Here is a 17,973-nt window from a genome sequence, read left to right on the forward strand (position 1 = left end):
ATGCTCCATCGGATTTCTGTAAAGCCGGTTTCACAGGAAGGCTGGTTGTTTTTGCTTTTTCTTTTCATTTTTGTGTTGATTGGTCTTGAGAGAGGGGGGGGTAAAATCTCCTCGTTTTTTGAGCCGCTGCTGGGTGGTTTTTCCATCTACCTTCTTTTTTCACGAAGAGCATCGTTATGCAAGGTTGATGGCTGGCTAGTATCTCTTTTCCTCATATATTGTGCCTATTACCTTTTGCGCAGGGAAGGATGGTCCGGGCCGATAGATGCGTCAATTGACTATTTTCGGCCTGTGATGCAAGCGATATTGTTGGTTGCTCTTTTGGCCTGGCTTGTGCTGCGCCATGAAAATGAAAACGGTGAAATGCTTTTTTTTGTTGTGGCGGGTGCTGTGATTGCTGGGCTTTCGGTGTTTAATTTCTACCTGCTTTCTGGTAATGGCTTGCATGAACGTATTCGGCCTCTCGGTGAGGCAGAGCATCCCATCATTGGTATGTACTACTATGCCTTTTCTCTGATTTTAGCGGGTATTATACTGCTGCGCAGCAAGAGTAGTAAAAGCATGCTGATTGCCTTGCTTTGTATCGGAGTTCTTTTTCTTATTTTCTTTCTTTCTCGAAGCCGTGGCCCCTTGCTTGGACTGGTTGTGACGACCTTTCTGTTTCTGCTTTTTTTGATGAGAGGGTGGAGGCGGTGGGTTCTGCCTTTGGTTGCGGTAGCTTTAGTGGCAGTATTTCTTTTTCTCATGAAGGAAGAATGGCTCGCTCGGCTGGATACAGGTCGCTTTATCATATGGCATACGGTTTTTGACAGTGTGCCTAAGGCATTATGGTTCGGACACGGTGCGACAACTGAAAATTATGTCTATTTCAGTGAAACTTATGGTTGGCAGCACGCGCACAATATCTGGCTAGGGCATATGTACTGGGGAGGGGTAGTGGGAGTCATGCTACTCGGGATGGTATGCTGCCGAACAGCTTGGCTATTATGGCGATGTCGGGGGGGCACCCTGTCCATGCTTGGGCTGGGCCTGTTGTGTTTTGGTCTGGTTTCGATGCTTACTGACGGGAACTTGTTGCTGACGTACCCAGGCCCTGTGTGGATGGTGTTTGTTGTGCCTGTTGGCTTGGCACTTGGCATGTCAGGTCGCAGCAAGGCGTCTAGCGGTAAATATGCGCACCATCAGGCTGATGTTTGAACCGTTTATGCACCCATAAATATTGTTCCGGGTGTTTGCGGACATAGTGTTCGATGGTCTGATTGATGCGTGCGGTATCCGCCTCGTCGTCGCCGCTGGGGAAATTCTCCAGTGGCGGACCGAATTCAATCTGGTAACGGCCGCCGGGCAGGCGGTAGTGAGCCGTGGGGATAACGCGAGCCTTGCCCATTCTGGCAATGCGGCTGGTGGCGGTGATGGTGGCGGCGGGGATACCAAAGAACGGTACGAATACCGCGTGGGCGATGCCGTAGTCCTGATCCGGTGCGTACCAGAGCACTTCGCCATTGCGGAGCAGACGAATCATTTGCCGGATATCGCTGCGGGGGACATTGCCTTTCAGGTAGTTGCCGCGGCCCTGATTGATCAAACGGTCGATGACCCGATTGTCATTGGGTCGGTAAACGGCGTAGAAATCCATCAGATATCCAAGCAGCCGCGATCCCACATCAATGCTGTTGAAGTGCATTCCCAGCAACAGGACTCCTTTGCCATCAGCGCGGGCCTGTTCAATATGCTCCATTCCCTTGATCACCAGGCGCTTATCCAGATCGATGCGGTGATTGCTGAAGCTGCCGGCCATTTCCAGGATAGCCTCGCCGGTGCTGACCACGCTGCGGCGGGCGAGATTCTCCTGCTCCTCAGGGGTTAATTCAGGAAAGCAAAGCCGGATGTTGGTACGGGCGATGTGGCTGCGTCTTTTTGCCAGTCGCCATGCCAGATGCCCGAGCCCTCTGCCTGTCGCCAGCAAAAAGTTCCAGGGGAGCTGGCCAACCAGCCAGAACAGTCCCACACCGATCCAGGAAGGGTACAGTCTGGGATCAGACAATCGGGTAGGGCGGTTTGTACGTTTTCCCATGCAAGACTCGGAACAGATCTATCGGCTATTGGGCCTGATTGAAGGACGCTCGCTCAGCCGGGCCAGTAACAGGGCCAGAGGCAACCAGACACTGAGCCAGCTGGCATGAAAGGGCACCAGCAGGAAGGCACCAGCGGAAAATGCCATGAAAAGACCGGGTAGAACGGCGATGGAATAGGCCGCGTCTTCATGCCAGTTGATCTGCCGTTGCAGAAGTGCAGTAAAAGGGCTGATCCAGCTGGCGAGAAACAGCACCAGCCCGACCAGGCCTACGCTATGAATCAGCAACACAAACAGATTTCGTGGATGTGCCAGGCTGAGCAGACGGTCATTGTCCCGGGCCAGTACGCTGTTGAGTGTCTCCTGATTAAGGCCATTACCGATCAGTGGATGCAGGAAATAGTTGCTGAGGGTGAAGTCGCTACGCCCCTCCAGCATCAAATAGACACCGGCCAACAGAGGGACAACGGCCAGCCAGGCCCGGCGCTGACGGCTGGCAAGCCAGCTCAGGGCGAGCATGACTGCCATCAGGCCCAAAGGCAGGGAAGTCAGGCACAAGAAGACAAAGCCCACGGCGGCGCCCACCAGTCGGCGACCCCCTTTGCCGCTGAATCCCTCTTCCATTCCCTGAGCGAGAAGAATAAAGGTTGGGGCGACCATGGCCATCAGCGCGACGCTGGGGTCCAGGGACGGCAGATGAAAGATCAGGTTGGCCGGTTCACTGAACAGCGGGCTGCTAAGCGGCTGGGTGGTGTAGTAGCTAATCATCACCATGGTAACCACAACCATGGCGCAGAGGGCGCCATTGGCCAGCGCCTGTTTGAAGGTATTGCGGAAATACAGATGCAGCCAACGGAAAATACCCACCATGACGATGATCTGCACCATGCCCCGCACCGCCCGTGAGGTATTGGGTTCTTCCGCCCAGGTGAAACTCAGAGCGGCCCAACCGATAAACAGGTAGAGCGGGACCAGCAGCGGTGAAGTCATCAGCCGATAGTCGCCGCTGACCACGGCGCGGGTCAGCAAGGTGAGTGCCGGCAGGAAGAAAAGCACATCCAGCACGTTGAGAAAACCAATGCGGGAATTGAACAGGAAGGTGCCGCTGAACATCACCGCAAAGGACAGGGTCAGCCACCAGCGTAGCCAGCGACCTTGCATGATGTTGGGGGGAAGAGGCGGCATAGCGTTCCTGTAGCTCCTGAAGTCGGCTTAATTGGCGCACATGATACCTGTCTGATGGAGGGATGCGTAGCCGCGGCAAAGTGTAAAGGTGGATCCACTACACTGGCTCTGCCCCTCACCGGTTCATCTGACCGTTTCCTTGAGTCCTTTCAGCAGGTTAGCTGGTTACTTGCCTATGCTACACTGCATCGAAGTCCGGCACTGTTGCGTTTTGGAGAATCTATGCAAATTCCCGCTTTTGCCAAGGCCCGCGTTCTTGTGGCTGGCGATGTCATGCTCGATCGTTACTGGCACGGCCCGACCGGGCGTATTTCGCCGGAAGCGCCGGTACCTGTTGTGCGGGTAACCGAGTTGGAAGACCGGCCCGGCGGGGCCGCCAATGTGGCCCTCAATATGGCTGCGCTGGGCGCCCGTGCCGAGCTGGTGGGAATTACCGGTGATGATGAGGCCGCTGCGATTCTGGAAGAGCGGCTTGGTGCGGCGGAAGTGGGTTGTCACTTTCAGAAAATCGACGGTTTGCCGACGATTACCAAGTTGCGGGTGATCAGCCGCCAGCAGCAGTTGCTGCGCCTGGATTTCGAGGAAGCCTTCCATGACCAGGACCCGGCGCCCTTCGCCGACAGGGTGAAAGACCAGCTGGTCCATTGCGGTGCTCTGGTTCTCTCCGATTACGCCAAAGGGGCCTTGCGTGATTGCCCGGGACTGATTGCCCTGGCCCGGGAGGCCGGTGTCCCGGTCCTGGTGGATCCCAAGGGTACCGATTTCCGTCATTACCGTGGCGCTACCTTGCTGACGCCCAATCTCAGCGAGTTCGAAGCTGTGGCGGGGAAGGTCAAGGATGAACAGGATCTGATCGCCAAGGGCCAGCAACTGATCCGGGATCTGGACCTGCAGGCCCTGCTGGTGACCCGCAGCGAAAAGGGGATGACCCTGTTGCGCGATGGTCAGCCGGAGCTGCATCTGCCTGCCCGAGCCCGCGAGGTATTCGATGTGACCGGCGCCGGGGATACCGTGATATCGGTGTTGGCGGTGTCTCTGGCTGCCGGTGCAGATATGGCGGACGCGGTGGCGCTGGCCAATATCGCCGCGGGTATCGTGGTCGGCAAGCTGGGCACTGCCGTGGTGTCTGCCCCGGAGTTGCGTCGGGCGGTGCATCAGGAAGGGGGGCTGGGCCGCGGGGTGATGACTGAAGAGCAGTTACTGATCGCCATTGAGGATGCCCGGGCCCAGGGGGAGAGGATTGTTTTCACCAATGGCTGCTTCGACATCATCCACGCGGGCCATGTGGGCTATCTGGATTCTGCACGACGCCAGGGCGATCGCCTGGTGCTGGCAGTGAACGGCGACGAATCCATCCGTCGCCTGAAAGGCCCTGGCCGTCCCATCAATCCCCTGGAGCGCCGCATGGCAGTGCTTGCAGCCCTGGAGGTAGTGGACTGGGTCGTGCCTTTCGACACCGATACCCCTGAGCCACTGCTGGAGGCCATCAAGCCGGATGTGCTGGTGAAGGGTGGCGACTACAGTGTGGATCAGGTGGTCGGCCATGAATTTGTTCAGGGCTACGGTGGCGAGGTGAAGGTGCTGGACTTTATTGACGACATCTCCACCACCAAGATCGTTGAACGGATTCGTCAGGACTGATCGTTCTACGACGCCCCTACTGCCCGTCCCTGGCTTCTTTGCGATGGCGGGCGGGCGTCTTTCCTGTCCACCGCTCAAAGGCCCGCACAAAAGCCGCCGATTCGCTGTAACCCAGCAATTCGGCGATTTCGGCCACGCTGCGTCCGGAGTCGGCCAGGTAGCGCCTGGCTTTATCGGCTTTCACCTGATCCACCAGTCCCTGAAAGGGGCGGTTCTCCTTGCTCAGCTGACGGCGAAAGGTGCGCTCGGGAATACCGAAGGCCCGGGACACCTGTTCTGCGGTGGGAAAAGTGCGAACGAACAGGTTGAGGTAAGCGGTGACCCGGTCTCCCAGATGATCGGTGGGGGTCTCCCGGCGGGCCAGCATGGCCTCGCATTGTTCCCGGTACATGTCCTGGGCCATCTTGTTGTAGCCGGGCATGCGCAAGGCCATGTCCTGGTTGCGGATTACCGCCTTGCAATAGGGTTGGTCGTAGTGCACCGGGCAGCCGAAATAATCCTCAAATATCCGGGCATGGTCCGGTCTGGGGTAGGGCATCCACACTTCCAACGGTTTCAGATGCAGGTTCAGTTGGGTCTGGATATCGTTGATCAGCTTGAAGGTGCCCACCATATCCCGGTCGATCAGGATGCGGCTCACCTCCGTGGGCAGGGGGATGGGATGCAGCTCCAGAGCGGTGGTGGTGTCACCGGGAATCAGGGCGATTTCCCCGTACAGGTAGGTCAGCGCCTGATACCTCACCCCGAACTGGAAGCCCTGAAAGGCCGTTTCGCTGGTCATCAGTAACATGGCCAGCTGCCCGTAGCCGGCAAAGCCGAAGCGACTGCCCATCTCGAAGCCCAGCAGCGGGTCGTCCACCCGGGGCAGCAATTCGGTAAAGATCAGCAGTTCCCGGTCCCGGCCGATTTCGCTATTCGGGTCCAGCTTGTTGCGGTCTAGGCCATGCTTTGCCAAAACGGGCGCACAGTCGATCCCCTTCTCGTCTTCGAGCAGGTCGATGGTGTAGATGAGGGCGAGGATCGAACGTTCAGACATGGCCGGAATTATCAATTTTTCAGTCAGGTTAACATGTATTCACTGACGATGGACAAGGCTAGAGTGTTGTCATCAAGGAGCCCATGAGCATCCCAGGAGAATACCAATGACAAGTCAGGCCAAGATCAATGTGAAAACCCGCCGCGTCAAAGTGGCCATCGTCGGTGGTGGCTTTGGTGGCATGTGCATGGCCATTAAATTGCGTGAGGCCGGCATTGATGATTTTCTGCTGCTGGAAAAAGGCAGCGGCATAGGCGGTACCTGGTACCACAACAGCTACCCCGGTGCGGCCTGTGACGTGCAGTCACACATGTATTCCTTCTCGTTTGAGGGTAACCCGGAGTGGAGCCATCGCTACAGTGGCCAGCAGGAAATTCACAATTACATCCAGGGCGTGAGCGACAAACATGCGCTGCGTCAGTACACCCGTTTCAATGCGGAAGTGACCGGAGCCCGTTTTGATGACCGGGCAGCCCTGTGGACCCTGGACCTGGCGGATGGCTCCCAGGTGATCTGTCAGCACTGGGTGCTGGCCAGTGGCCCCCTGCACGTGCCGTCGTTCCCCAATTTCAAGGGCATGGACACCTTCAAGGGCAAGATCATTCACTCGGCCCAGTGGGACCATGACTATGACATGGCCGGCAAGAAGGTGGTGTCCATTGGTACCGGGGCCAGCGCGATCCAGTATGTGCCCCACGTGGCCAAGGAGGCGGGTCATCTGACGGTGGTGCAGCGCACCCCGCCGTGGATTATTCCCCGGGACGAGCGCGCCTATTCCGGCCTGAGCAAATGGATCTTCCGTCGCTTCCCGGCCCTGCGCAAACTCCACCGCCTGCGCCTCTACCTGAGCAATGAAGCCCGGGTACTGCCGATTTTCAATCCGCGCCTGGCCAAGCTGGCCGAGCCGGCGCTGAAAGCCTTCATCCATTACCAGGTGAAGGACAAGGAGACCGCCCGCAAGCTGGTGCCGAACTACACCCTGGGCTGCAAGCGCATCCTGATTTCCAACAACTACTACCCCACCTTTAACCGCGACAACGTGGAACTGGTGACGGAAGGTGTGAAGGAAATCCGCGAGAACAGCATCGTGTTCAGTGATGGCACCGAACAGCAGGCCGACTGCATCGTGCTGGGTACCGGTTTCATCGTGGATCCGCGCATCTACATGAAGGATTTCGAGATCACGGGTCTGCCGGGCCATCGCCTGCAGGATGACTGGAAAGACGCCGCTGAGGCCTACCTGGGTACCACCGTCAGCGGTTATCCGAACATGTTCCAGCTGGTAGGGCCGAACACCGGCCTGGGTCACAACTCCATCATTTTCATGATCGAAAGCCAGGTCCGTTACATCATGGATGCCATCACCAAGCTGGATAAGCGCGGCGATGCCTGGCTGGATGTGAAGCAGGACGTGCAGGACCGTTATAACGCCAAGCTGCAGGATGAGCTGAAAGGCACCGTCTGGCAGACCGGCGGCTGCATGAGCTGGTACCAGCAGGCCGATGGCCGCAACACGGCACTGTGGCCCCATGCCACCTTCCAGTTCATGGCCCGCACCTGGACCGTGAACATGAAGGACTACGATTGGCAGCCGGCCACCGAGCAAGTGACTGCGGGCGCAGAGTCGGCCAGGGCTGTATAGCGGTCAGTGGCGATTTCGTCTTGTGAGCAAGGCCCCAACGGTGGTTTTCATGCTGTTGGAGCCTTGCTGGCAAGGCGAAGATTATTGGTTGCAGGTTGCTGGCGGGCGCTTCTGATAACGCTGGAACGCTTCGTTCATTCGCGCTTGCAGTTCCTCGATTCGCGATTCGTGGTTTGGGTGGGTGGAAAGAAACTCCAAGGGTTGCCCGCCCCCTGCAGCGGCCATATTGCGCCACAGTTGCGTGCTCTCCCGCGGATCGAAGCCGGCACTGGCCATCAGTTCCAGCCCCATCACATCCGCCTCTTCCTCATGGGCGCGGCTGAAAGGCAGGGCAATGCCGAGATGGGCGCCCAGGCCCAGCGCCTGAATAATGCGTTCGCTGTCCGCATCCCCCTCACTGAACAGCCCCACCAGAAGCAACAGTGCCTTGATCCCCAGTTCCTGGGTGAGCCGTTCATTGCCGTGCTGGGCCAGCACATGGGCCACTTCATGGCCGATCACTGCGGCGAGCTGGGCATCATTGACCGCCACTTTCAGCAGCCCCTGGTTGACCCCGATCTTGCCGCCGGGCAGGGCGAAAGCGTTGGGAGTGGGGTCGTCGAACAGCACGATTTCCCAGGTTTCCGGCATGGGGATGCCGGGAAAGCGGTCGCCCACCACCAGCAGGATCTCCCGGGCGATACACTGCACCCGGGCATTACTGTCGGCATCCTGGCTCACGGGGATCTGCTGCTGCATCTGCAGAAAGGCCTGGCTGCCAAACTGGGCCATCATGGAGGGCGGTATCAGAGCCAGCTGATCGCGACCGGTGGGAGTCTTGTCGCAGCCGCTGACCAGCAGCGAGGCGGCGATGATGAGAAGACGTATTAGCATGGACTATCCTGCGGTGTGTGCATTGACAGGATAAGGGGGACGCGCGGAGGGGGGTAGTCCCTTGAGTGCATGCTGGCAAGTTAATGGGGGGGCTGGCTTCGTGCCCTCTGCGGCTTTCGCTTTGCGAGCAAAGCGCCAACAGGTGGTGGTAACCGGCGGGGGAGGCGTGGCCAGACACCATAAAAAAGGCCCCGCTCTGTTGAGCGAGGCCTTTTGTATGGTGCCCGGAGGCGGAATCGAACCACCGACACGGGGATTTTCAATCCCCTGCTCTACCGACTGAGCTATCCGGGCAATCAGGGCGCGTATTAAAGCGGCTAGAGCCGGGGGCGTCAAGGGATGCGCGTTTATTTGTTCGCATCGTGAGCAGGGGGAACGTAACCCTCCGCTTTTTCATAGTTTTCGTTGTTCAGAAAACGATCACGTTGTTCATCCAGGAAGCGTTTCGCTTCCGGGTCCATCACGTTCAGGTGTTTTTCGTTGATCAGCATGGTCTGCTCATGCAGCCATTCCTGCCACGCCTGCTTCGATACGTTGTCGTAGATGTCCTGGCCCTTGGGACCGGGGAAGGGCGGGCGTGCCAGCCCTTCCTGCTCGCTCTGGTATTTTCGGCAGAAAACCGTGCGACTCATAACGTCTCCGTGATACGGCGTTTGTGTGGCGAGACTATAACATGCTGGTCTGGCGGGGTGTGTCGAGTCGGCCCAGCAGTTTTTTTACCGGGGCGGCGAGCCCCAGTTCCCCGGGGGCGGCCGGGTTCACCCAGCGGCCATTGTTGTCGCCGGTGCCGACCACCTCCACCCGGATCTCCCGGGGGGAGATATCCAGGTGGAAATGACTGAACGTATGGCGAAACTCCGTCAGGGGCTGAGGTGTACCAATGGCCCGCAAGGCCCGTTGTTTCAGGGCGTTTTCGACATCGTCGCTCTGCTCCGTCTGGGGGAAGCACCAGAGGCCGCCCCAGATGCCCTGTGAGGGGCGGGGTTCCAGCCAGACCCGGCCTTCGTGGTCACGGAGAATCAGCATGATGGTGGTGCGTACCGGCAGCGCTTTTTTGGGTTTCTTGCCGGGGTAATCCTGGGGATTGCCGTTGCCATGGGCGTGGCAGTGGGGCTGCAGTGGGCAGGCGCCACAGTTCGGGGTGCCACGGGTGCAGACGGTGGCGCCCAGATCCATCATCGCCTGGGTGTAATCGGCCAGCCGTTCATGGGGCGTGTAGTGCTCGGCCAGCTCCCAGAGACGGTTTTCCACCGGCTTCTTGCCGGGCCATCCCTCTACCGCGTGCAGCCTTGCAAGGACCCGTTTCACGTTGCCGTCGAGGATGGCGGCTCGAACCCCGCGGCTCTGGGCAAGAATGGCGCCGGCGGTGGAGCGGCCGATGCCGGGCAGGGCGGAGACCTCTTCAACGGTATGCGGGAAATCGCCATCATGCTCATTCACCAGCACCTGGGCGCATTTGTGCAGGTTGCGGGCGCGGGCGTAGTAGCCAAGGCCCGTCCACAGGTGGAGCACTTCGTCCTGGGCGGCACTGGCCAGGCTGTGTACATCCGGGAAGCGTTCCATGAACCGCTGGAAGAAAGGAATTACGGTGGCAACCTGGGTCTGTTGCAGCATGATTTCCGAGATCCACACCTGATAGGGCGTGCGCGGGTGTTGCCAGGGCAGGCTCTGGCGTCCGTACTGGTCGTACCAGGTCAGCACAGCGGCGCTGAAAGTGGCGGGATCGATGGGGGAAGGACTGGGCATGCCGCGAGTTGTACCCGGAAACACCGGGCAGGGCAAGCGCGTCGGTGTGTTTGCAGCGGAAGAGGCCGGAGCGTGCGAGGGTCGCTCCGGCCGGGTGCGGACGGAAATTAATTGAACAGCTTTTTCAGGCCGTCCTTGATTTGCTTGTCCACTTCTTCCTTGGCCTTTTTCTTGGCGGCATCCTTGATCACTTCCTCGGCGGTGTCGCCTTCACCCTCGATGCCCAGCTTATCCTTGATTTTCTCCTGGGCAGCCTTGGCAGCAACCTGTTTGCCGATGTCCTTGAAACCGTCTTTGTCCGGGCCACACCACTTGGCGGGGCTGCCAGCCAGGTTGCCTTCACAGCGCAAGGGCCAGGTGGTGCCTTGCAGATACTTGGATGTTCCCAGTTCCGGGGACTGCATGCCGATTTTCAGGTCAAAATCCTGGTTGAGTATATTCATCCAGCCGTTACCGGTGATTTCGCCTTTGCTGAGAACCGCATCCAGACTGTCCAGGTAGGCCACGTTCTTCTCCAGACGGGCCTTGGTGGTCAGGTCCACGATCTTGGTGTCCTCAGACAGGGCGCTGGGCAGTTTGCCGGACTCCTGGTTGGGTATCAGAGCCGTCGCCAGACCCTGGAACTGGCCCAGCATGTCGTTCACTCCGCCAACCAGCGTCTGGTAGAGGTTCAGGCCGCGCACAGTGGCGTCAGCCAGGGAGATGTCGATGTTGCCTTTCGCGGAATCCATCAGGGCTTTTTCGCTGTTGCCGCTGGCGCTGTAAGTGCCGTTCATGGCGAACACGCCCTTACCGAGATCGTCTCCCAACGCCATTTGCACCAGCGGCTGGAGCTGCACACTGGTAACGGTGTTGCTGGCGGTGATTTTGGGCGTATTCCCGGAGGCATCCAGTTTGCCCTTGGCGCTGAAGCTGCCGCCCAGGGTTTCGCCGCTGGCTTCGCTAAGCTGCAGCACGCCGTTGTTGGCCGTCACGGCAAACTTCAGATTCTTTGCATCGATGGTGTCGTATTTAAGGCTGCCGATGCGCAATTTGCCATCCAGCACCAGCGGTCGAAGGGTGTCTACCGGTATCAGTTCCGCGGTCGACAGATTGGCGGTGCCGCCTTCCTTGCCGCCGCCTGCCGCCGCAGTGGCGGGCTCGCCGGAGGAGGGGGGCATGTAGCCGTCCAAGGTGATCTGGTCCAATGCCAGATCGAAGACAATCTTGCCGCTCTCCAGGCTGGCCAGGCCGGCGCTGCCGCTGAGGGTGCTGTCATCCAGTGTAATTTTCAGCGGATTGGCCATGATGCTACCGGGCTCACCCCCCAGCGTGGTTTCCATGGCGATGTTGCTGAGCGCCTTGCTGTCGGTGGTCTCAATGGGCGCTTCGCCGATGGCTTCCAGTACCTTGTTGGCATCAAAGGGTGCCGTGGCCAGTTTGCCGCTGAGCTGCATGTCGCCGGTGAGCGCGGTGATATCGATATTGCCGCGGGTTTCGGTGCCGGCTGCGGTGAGCAGCAGATCCTTGATGGACACGGTGTCCTCGTTGAGATTCACGTCGAGCTTCTGCTCCAGATGAACATCCACCGGCATGGTGGTGGCGCCGGCAATGTTGGCGTCCAGTGTCATCGGGTCGAGGATGAAGTGGTTGGCGTCAAGATTGGCGGTCAGGGTGGTCTCCAGATTCAGGTCCACGCGCATGTCGCTCTGGTCCTGATAACGCAGGGACATCTGAAGCGGGAAAGCCTCGTCCAGATTGACGTCTTGGGCGTTCAGGTTGAAGTGTTCCACCACGATATCGGTGCCATCGGCAGTGTTGCGATAGCGAACCTTGCCGTCGGTGATGGCCACGCTGGGGATGGTCAGGGGGATATCCAGACTGCTGCTTTCTCCTTCCGGGTCGGCGGGGGTTTCTTCCGGCGTTTCTTCCGCTGTGGTTTGCGGGCCAATCTGCTCCCAGTTGGCGCCATCAGGCCCTTCGACGAGGTTCACATCCAGGCCAGCCAGCGTGATGCCGTCCATTTCAACCTGACCGTAAAGAAGGGGGAGGACCGCAACACTGACGCTGGCCGCGTCCAGGGCCGCGAACAGTTCTTCCTCGTCAGCAATGCGCGCCTCGGTCCTGCCCAGGCTGACACCCAGGGAGGGCCAGAATTGCCAGGCAAGGTCACCCTGGATATCCAGGGTGAGGTTGGCCTGCTCCCTGGCCTGCTTTTCAATTTCCGGTTTGAACTCGTTGGGATCAATGACCTGGGTGATCACAAAAACGGCAATGGCCAATAGCAAAATGATGGCAAAAAATGTGATCAGCAAAATTTTTACGAGGCGTCCCATGGAGCTCTCCTTGCGTGTTGGCCGATGGATCGGGATTATACCAGTCGGAAATAACTGACCATAACTTAGCATTGATGGTATGTGTTTAGGGGAAGGGCCTTTGCAAAAGTTCCAAATTTCAGTGTTGACGCTCCTGTTGATGTGGTTCGGCCTGGCGACGGCCGGCCAGGACAGGACGGTGGCGCTGAGCAATGCCGGGGATAAGGTATTGCTGGGCGAACACATGCAGATACTGGAAGATCCGGAAGGCGACTGGACCCTGGATCAGGTGCGGGATCAGTTTGCCAGTCGCTTTCGTGCCAGTGAAAGCAGTGCCCTGAACTTCGGCTTTACCGGCAGCACTTTCTGGCTGCGCATTGCGGTGGATACGTCCGGGGTGGAGGGCAGCTGGTTTCTGGTGGAACGCCACCCGATCCTGGATGAGTTAACGCTTTATGCCCCTGACGACCAGGGAAATTACATCGCCCAGGCAGTGGGCGATACCCGGGGTTTTGGTCAACGACCGATGAATCACCGGGCCTTCGTGTTTGCACTGGACACTGACGAGCCCGGTGTCAAAGAGTATTACCTGAAAGTGCGCGGCAAGGGCGCGCTGAACATGATGCCGGTGTTGTTCAGCGCCAAAGGGCTGGTGGAATTTACTTACCTTGAGCAATTGATGCAGGGCCTGTTTTACGGTTCATTGGGCATCATGCTGGTCTATAACCTGCTGCTCTACCTCTCGCTGCGTGACAATGTGCACCTGCATTTCGTTATGTTTCTGGGCGGCGTGATTTTCTTCAATATCAATGTCAGTGGCTTCGGCTTGCAATACCTCTGGCCGGAAACGCCCGGGATTAATGAATACTTCTGGCTAAGTACCTATGTGATTGCATTGGCGCTGGCTCTGTATTCCCGACAATTCCTGCAACTGGCCCAGCGCTTCCCCCGATATGACCGCCTGCTCAAGCACTACCTGATCATGATTGGTGGGGCGTTCCTGCTGCAGTGGTTGATGGAGCCGCCCTGGACCTACCACCTCTCCACCGCGGTTGCGTTGCTGACCATTGTGCTGTTCAGCTGGCTGGGCTGGATGGTCTGGCGACAAGGGTTTCGGGTGGCACGGCTCTATGTGCTGGCATGGTCCGTATTTCTTCTGACGATATTCCTGTTCGCCATGGGGAACCTGGGGTTGATGCCCTACAGTGTGTTTGTGCCGTATCTGCCGCACTTTGGCGCTCTTTGGGTGGTGGTAATGCTGTCCCTGGCCCTGGGGGATCGCATTCGCTTTCTGGAAACCGAGCGCAAGCAACTTGCCCATGAGGCCCAGCAGAACCTGGAGCGCCACCTGGCGGATATCGAGCAGATGAACCAGGACAAGTCCATGTTCCTGCAGTACATCAGTCATGAGCTCAATACACCGATCAACTGGATTGGGGCGGCGGACTCCCTGGGCCAGGATGCCAGGGGCGACCAGGAGGTGGATGTCTGGGCCATGGTGCGCAAGGGGCAGAGGCGGCTGACGGGTATAGTCAGTACCTCGCTGCGCTATTTTGATTTGTCTGACCGGAATCAGCCGCCCCCGGTGAGTAACTGTCAGCCCATGTGGGTGCTGGATGCGATTCTGCGTGAACAGACGGCAAGGATTGAGAAAAGCGGCGTTGCCGTGCGCAACCGGGTATCACCGAACTTGCGGGTCAATGCCAGTGAGGGGGAGTTGCAGGAGGTATTGTCCATTGGTCTGGATAATGCGCTGCGTTTCAGTGCCGAAGGCGACAGTGTGGATATATCCAGTGAAGTGGACGTGCCCGGCGGTTACGCGGAAATTCGCATTCAGGATGAGGGCAAGGGCGCGACCGCGGAGCAGCTTGAACATATCCTCGAGCCGTTCTTTGTCATGGGTTCGCGCCACCACGAGGAAGGGTTTGGCCTCTCCCTGGCCATGGCCAGGGTGATGATTGAGCAGGTGGACGGCCAGTTGTGGGCGGAAAGCCCCGGCCCCGGTCAGGGATTTACCCTGCATATCCGGTTGCCGCTTTCGGACATGCAGGCACCGCGGGCCTAGCCCTGACAGCCCATCAGCGTGTCGGGCCGCATTCCCTGGGCATGGCCAGAATGGCCCCCAGTTGCTGGCCGATCAGACGCAGGAAGTCCTTGCCGACGCCCCGGCCCCGGGTGGCCGGGTGTACCACCACCCAGTCCAGCTCGGGCCGGTCTTCTTCTACCAGCGCCACCGCCACGCGCTTGCCGTTGAAATGGGCGGCAAACAACCGTTTGCCTCCGGCGGCCACCGCCGCGTCCAGTTTTTTCCGGTATTGCGGGTCATCGCGCAGTACCTGATCGAAGGTGGCGGCCTGCTCCGGCGACAGGGGGTGGGATTCGGCACTGATCGGCATGGAATTGCTCCGCTGGTTAGGCTCTGTCAGGGTGCGTATAATAACCGGCCCACTGCCCTGGGTAACCCCTGGAGATAGAGATGAGCAAGCGCAGCGCCACTGTTGAGCGCAACACCCTGGAAACCCAGATCCAGGTCTCCATCAATCTGGATGGCACCGGCCAGTGCAAACTGGATACCGGGCTGCCGTTCCTGGAGCACATGCTGGACCAGGTGGCCCGCCATGGCCTGGTGGATATCGAGATCAACGCCAAGGGCGATTTGCACATCGATGCCCACCACACGGTGGAAGACATTGGTATTACCCTGGGTCAGGCATTTACCAAAGCCATTGGCGACAAGAAAGGGGTGCGCCGTTACGGCCATGCCTATGTGCCACTGGATGAAGCCCTGTCCCGCGTGGTGCTGGACCTGTCAGGCCGTCCCGGCCTGGAGATGTTCGTGGACTTTACCCGGGGCAGCATCGGCGGCTTCGATGTGGACCTGTTCTACGAATTCTTCCAGGGGCTGGTCAACCACGCCATGATTACCCTGCACATTGATAACCTGCGCGGCAAAAACGCCCACCACCAGGCAGAGACCGTGTTCAAGGCCTTTGGCCGTGCCCTGCGCATGGCGGTGGAGCCGGACCCGCGCATGAGCGGCATTACCCCGTCCACCAAGGGCACCCTCAGCGAAAGCGAGTAACCGTAGCGTATGAGTGAAGTAGTAGCCGTCATTGATTACGGCATGGGTAATCTGCACTCCGCCGGCAAGGCGCTGGAGAAGGTTGCCAGTGGTCAGCAGATCGTGATTACCGGTGATCCGGCCCAGGTACGAGCCGCCGACCGCGTGGTGTTTCCCGGTGTGGGTGCCATCCGGGACTGTATCGCCGTGCTGCGCGAAACCGGCCTGGATCAGGCCATTCTGGATGTGATTGCTGCCGGCAAGCCGGTGCTGGGTATCTGTGTGGGCATGCAGGCCCTGATGGCGCGCAGTGAGGAAAACAACGGCGTCGAGTGCCTGGGCGTATTTGACGGCCAGGTCACTTTTTTCGGGGAGCTGCAGAGCGATACCGGTGGCCGCCTGAAGGTGCCCCACATGGGCTGGAATCAGGTGCAGCAGGGTATGGCGCATCCCATGTGGGCCGGCATTGCCGATAACACCCGTTTTTACTTCGTGCACAGCTATTGCGTTACCGGGCTGGCCGATGAGGAAGTGGCGGGCCGTTGTGAGTACGGTCTGAGTTTTGCGGCGGCGGCGACCAGAAAGAATGTTTTTGCGGTGCAGTTTCATCCGGAAAAAAGCGCCGATGCCGGCCTGACCCTGCTGGAAAATTTTCTGCGCTGGCGGCCCTGATACAGCGGCAGAACCGCGTCAGCACAAACCACTATTTCCTGTGCTGCCCTTCTGCGAGGGCGGCCTTCGTTTTGAGACCTAGCTATGCTTTTGATTCCCGCCATTGATCTGAAAGACGGTAAATGTGTACGCCTGAAGCAGGGGCGCATGGAAGACGACACGGTGTTTTCCGATGACCCGGTGGCGGTGGCCAGCCACTGGGTGGAGCGCGGTGCCCGTCGTCTGCATCTGGTGGACCTGAACGGTGCCTTTGCCGGTGAGCCGGTGAATGGCGACATCGTCAAGGCGATTGCCAAGGCCCACCCGGATCTGCCGATCCAGATCGGTGGCGGTATTCGCAGTCCGGAAATCATCCAGGCCTATCTGGATGCCGGGGTGCAGTGGGTCATTATCGGCACCAAGGCGGTCAATGAGCCGCCGTTCGTCAAGGAAATGTGCCAGCAGTTCCCCGGCCACATCATCGTTGGTTTGGACGCCAAGGATGGCAAGGTCGCCACCGATGGCTGGGCCAATGTGACCGATGTGGATGTGATTGATCTGGCCAAACAGTTCGAGAACGATGGTGTCTCTGCCATCGTCTATACCGATATCAGCCGTGACGGCATGCTGCAGGGCGTCAATGTGGACGCCACCGTGCGCCTGGCCCAGTCCATGTCCATCCCGGTAATTGCTTCCGGCGGCATCACCAATCTGGATGACGTGCGTCATCTGTGCGCGGTGGCGGACCAGGGCATCAGTGGTGCCATCACCGGCCGCGCCATCTACGAAAACACCCTGGACTTCGGCGAAGGCCAGGCTCTGTCCGACGAACTGACCAGCGCCTGACGGGAACGCATTATGGGCTTAGCCAAACGCATTATTCCGTGTCTCGATGTGGATGCCGGTCGGGTGGTCAAGGGTGTCCAGTTTGTGGATATCCGCGACGCCGGTGACCCGGTGGAGATTGCCAAGCGCTATAACGACGCCGGCGCTGACGAGATTACCTTTCTGGATATCACCGCCAGTCACCAGGAGCGTGACACCACCCTGCACACGGTGGAGCAGATCGCCAGCCAGGTGTTTATTCCCCTCACCGTGGGCGGCGGCGTAAGGACTCTGGAAGATATCCGTAATCTGCTCAATGCCGGTGCCGACAAGGTGGGTATCAATTCGGCGGCAGTGCACAATCCGGAATTTGTCCGTGAGGCGGCGGAGCGTTTCGGGTCCCAGTGCATCGTGGTGGCCATCGATGCCAAGAAGGTCAGTGCCGAGAGCGAGACCAATCGCTGGGAAATCTTCACCCATGGTGGCCGCAAGCCCACCGGGCTGGATGCGGTGGCCTGGGCCAGGAAGATGACCGACTACGGCGCCGGCGAGATCCTGTTGACCAGCATGGACCGGGATGGCACCAAGAACGGCTTTGATATTGCCCTGACCCGCGCCATCGCCGATGCGGTGCCGGTGCCGGTGATTGCGTCCGGCGGGGTCGGCAACCTGCAGCATCTGGTAGACGGCGTGGTACAGGGCGGTGCCGATGCGGTGCTGGCGGCATCCATTTTCCACTTCGGCGAGTATTCCGTGCAGGAGGCCAAGCAGTTCATGCAGGCCGCCGGTGTGGAGATGCGCCTGGACTAGCGTCCGCGATACTTCCCCGGCGCGTGCCGCCTGGCGCGCTGGCGCTTTGCTGGCAGCGTCAATCTTTCGGTTGCCCTTACCCTTTGTCTTGCGAGCAAAGCGCCAACGGATATAGGTCGGGAAACGTCAGACCCG

16 protein-coding genes and 1 tRNA gene are annotated in these 17,973 nt (G+C 59.0%); 8 read left to right on the forward strand and 9 right to left on the reverse strand.

Annotated features, from left to right (window positions below; translation table 11 throughout):
• The gene (locus tag A0251_RS04500) at positions 1-1,197 is read left to right on the forward strand and encodes an O-antigen ligase (protein WP_062815651.1); all 1,197 of its coding nucleotides are present in this window, start codon (positions 1-3) and stop codon (positions 1,195-1,197) included.
• Here A0251_RS04500 and lpxL read toward each other — a convergent pair.
• Both lpxL and A0251_RS04510 read right to left on the reverse strand, forming a co-directional pair.
• A complete protein-coding gene (gene lpxL / locus A0251_RS04505) occupies positions 1,160-2,074 on the reverse strand; it encodes an LpxL/LpxP family Kdo(2)-lipid IV(A) lauroyl/palmitoleoyl acyltransferase (protein ID WP_062815652.1) in 915 nt (304 codons plus the stop codon). The two genes, A0251_RS04500 and lpxL, sit on opposite strands and share 38 nt — an antisense overlap.
• A gap of 18 nt (positions 2,075-2,092) precedes the next feature.
• Positions 2,093-3,259 carry a hypothetical protein gene (locus A0251_RS04510; RefSeq protein ID WP_062815653.1) on the reverse strand — a complete coding sequence of 389 codons (1,167 nt, stop codon included), beginning with the start codon at positions 3,257-3,259 and terminating at the stop codon, positions 2,093-2,095.
• A 222-nt stretch (positions 3,260-3,481) separates the two neighbouring features.
• On the opposite strand from A0251_RS04510, the gene hldE reads away from it, so the two are divergent.
• The gene (gene hldE, locus A0251_RS04515) at positions 3,482-4,900 is read left to right on the forward strand and encodes a bifunctional D-glycero-beta-D-manno-heptose-7-phosphate kinase/D-glycero-beta-D-manno-heptose 1-phosphate adenylyltransferase HldE (protein WP_062815654.1); all 1,419 of its coding nucleotides are present in this window, start codon (positions 3,482-3,484) and stop codon (positions 4,898-4,900) included.
• A 16-nt stretch (positions 4,901-4,916) separates the two neighbouring features.
• On the opposite strand, the gene A0251_RS04520 is transcribed toward hldE, so the two are convergent.
• Positions 4,917-5,936 carry an AraC family transcriptional regulator gene (locus A0251_RS04520; RefSeq protein WP_062815655.1) on the reverse strand — a complete coding sequence of 340 codons (1,020 nt, stop codon included), beginning with the start codon at positions 5,934-5,936 and terminating at the stop codon, positions 4,917-4,919.
• Between the two features lie 106 nt (positions 5,937-6,042).
• On the opposite strand from A0251_RS04520, the gene A0251_RS04525 reads away from it, so the two are divergent.
• Positions 6,043-7,578, forward strand: coding sequence for an NAD(P)/FAD-dependent oxidoreductase (locus A0251_RS04525; RefSeq protein ID WP_062815656.1), 1,536 nt, complete (start codon positions 6,043-6,045; stop codon positions 7,576-7,578).
• Positions 7,579-7,659: 81 nt separating this feature from the next.
• Here A0251_RS04525 and A0251_RS04530 read toward each other — a convergent pair whose 3' ends face one another.
• The 5 genes from A0251_RS04530 to A0251_RS04550 all read right to left on the reverse strand — a co-directional run bounded on the left by A0251_RS04530 (position 7,660) and on the right by A0251_RS04550 (position 12,512).
• On the reverse strand, positions 7,660-8,451 hold the full coding sequence (locus tag A0251_RS04530; RefSeq protein ID WP_062815657.1) for a M48 family metallopeptidase: 792 nt from the start codon (positions 8,449-8,451) through the stop codon (positions 7,660-7,662).
• A gap of 218 nt (positions 8,452-8,669) precedes the next feature.
• A tRNA-Phe gene (locus A0251_RS04535) sits at positions 8,670-8,745 on the reverse strand.
• A gap of 53 nt (positions 8,746-8,798) precedes the next feature.
• Positions 8,799-9,083, reverse strand: coding sequence for an oxidative damage protection protein (locus A0251_RS04540; RefSeq protein WP_062815658.1), 285 nt, complete (start codon positions 9,081-9,083; stop codon positions 8,799-8,801).
• A gap of 34 nt (positions 9,084-9,117) precedes the next feature.
• Positions 9,118-10,197 (reverse strand): A/G-specific adenine glycosylase, encoded by a 1,080-nt coding sequence (gene mutY / locus A0251_RS04545; RefSeq protein WP_062815659.1) that lies wholly within the window; start codon positions 10,195-10,197, stop codon positions 9,118-9,120.
• 107 nt (positions 10,198-10,304) lie between these two features.
• Positions 10,305-12,512, reverse strand: coding sequence for an AsmA family protein (locus tag A0251_RS04550; protein ID WP_062815660.1), 2,208 nt, complete (start codon positions 12,510-12,512; stop codon positions 10,305-10,307).
• A 100-nt stretch (positions 12,513-12,612) separates the two neighbouring features.
• Here A0251_RS04550 and A0251_RS04555 point away from each other — a divergent pair, with 100 nt between their 5' ends.
• Positions 12,613-14,556, forward strand: coding sequence for a sensor histidine kinase (locus tag A0251_RS04555; protein WP_231874158.1), 1,944 nt, complete (start codon positions 12,613-12,615; stop codon positions 14,554-14,556).
• Between the two features lie 13 nt (positions 14,557-14,569).
• On the opposite strand, the gene A0251_RS04560 is transcribed toward A0251_RS04555, so the two are convergent.
• Positions 14,570-14,887 carry an acetyl-CoA sensor PanZ family protein gene (locus A0251_RS04560; protein WP_062815662.1) on the reverse strand — a complete coding sequence of 106 codons (318 nt, stop codon included), beginning with the start codon at positions 14,885-14,887 and terminating at the stop codon, positions 14,570-14,572.
• A gap of 80 nt (positions 14,888-14,967) precedes the next feature.
• Here A0251_RS04560 and hisB point away from each other — a divergent pair, with 80 nt between their 5' ends.
• From hisB to hisF, 4 genes are all read left to right on the forward strand, one after another.
• Positions 14,968-15,573 carry an imidazoleglycerol-phosphate dehydratase HisB gene (hisB, locus tag A0251_RS04565; RefSeq protein ID WP_062815663.1) on the forward strand — a complete coding sequence of 202 codons (606 nt, stop codon included), beginning with the start codon at positions 14,968-14,970 and terminating at the stop codon, positions 15,571-15,573.
• A gap of 9 nt (positions 15,574-15,582) precedes the next feature.
• On the forward strand, positions 15,583-16,224 hold the full coding sequence (gene hisH, locus A0251_RS04570; RefSeq protein ID WP_062815664.1) for an imidazole glycerol phosphate synthase subunit HisH: 642 nt from the start codon (positions 15,583-15,585) through the stop codon (positions 16,222-16,224).
• 84 nt (positions 16,225-16,308) lie between these two features.
• Positions 16,309-17,049 carry a 1-(5-phosphoribosyl)-5-[(5-phosphoribosylamino)methylideneamino]imidazole-4-carboxamide isomerase gene (gene hisA, locus A0251_RS04575; protein ID WP_062815665.1) on the forward strand — a complete coding sequence of 247 codons (741 nt, stop codon included), beginning with the start codon at positions 16,309-16,311 and terminating at the stop codon, positions 17,047-17,049.
• Positions 17,050-17,061: 12 nt separating this feature from the next.
• Positions 17,062-17,838 carry an imidazole glycerol phosphate synthase subunit HisF gene (gene hisF, locus A0251_RS04580; RefSeq protein WP_062815666.1) on the forward strand — a complete coding sequence of 259 codons (777 nt, stop codon included), beginning with the start codon at positions 17,062-17,064 and terminating at the stop codon, positions 17,836-17,838.
• Positions 17,839-17,973: the final 135 nt, after the last annotated feature.

This window comes from Alcanivorax sp. NBRC 102024, from assembly GCF_001602235.1.
Lineage (GTDB): Bacteria > Pseudomonadota > Gammaproteobacteria > Pseudomonadales > Alcanivoracaceae > Alcanivorax.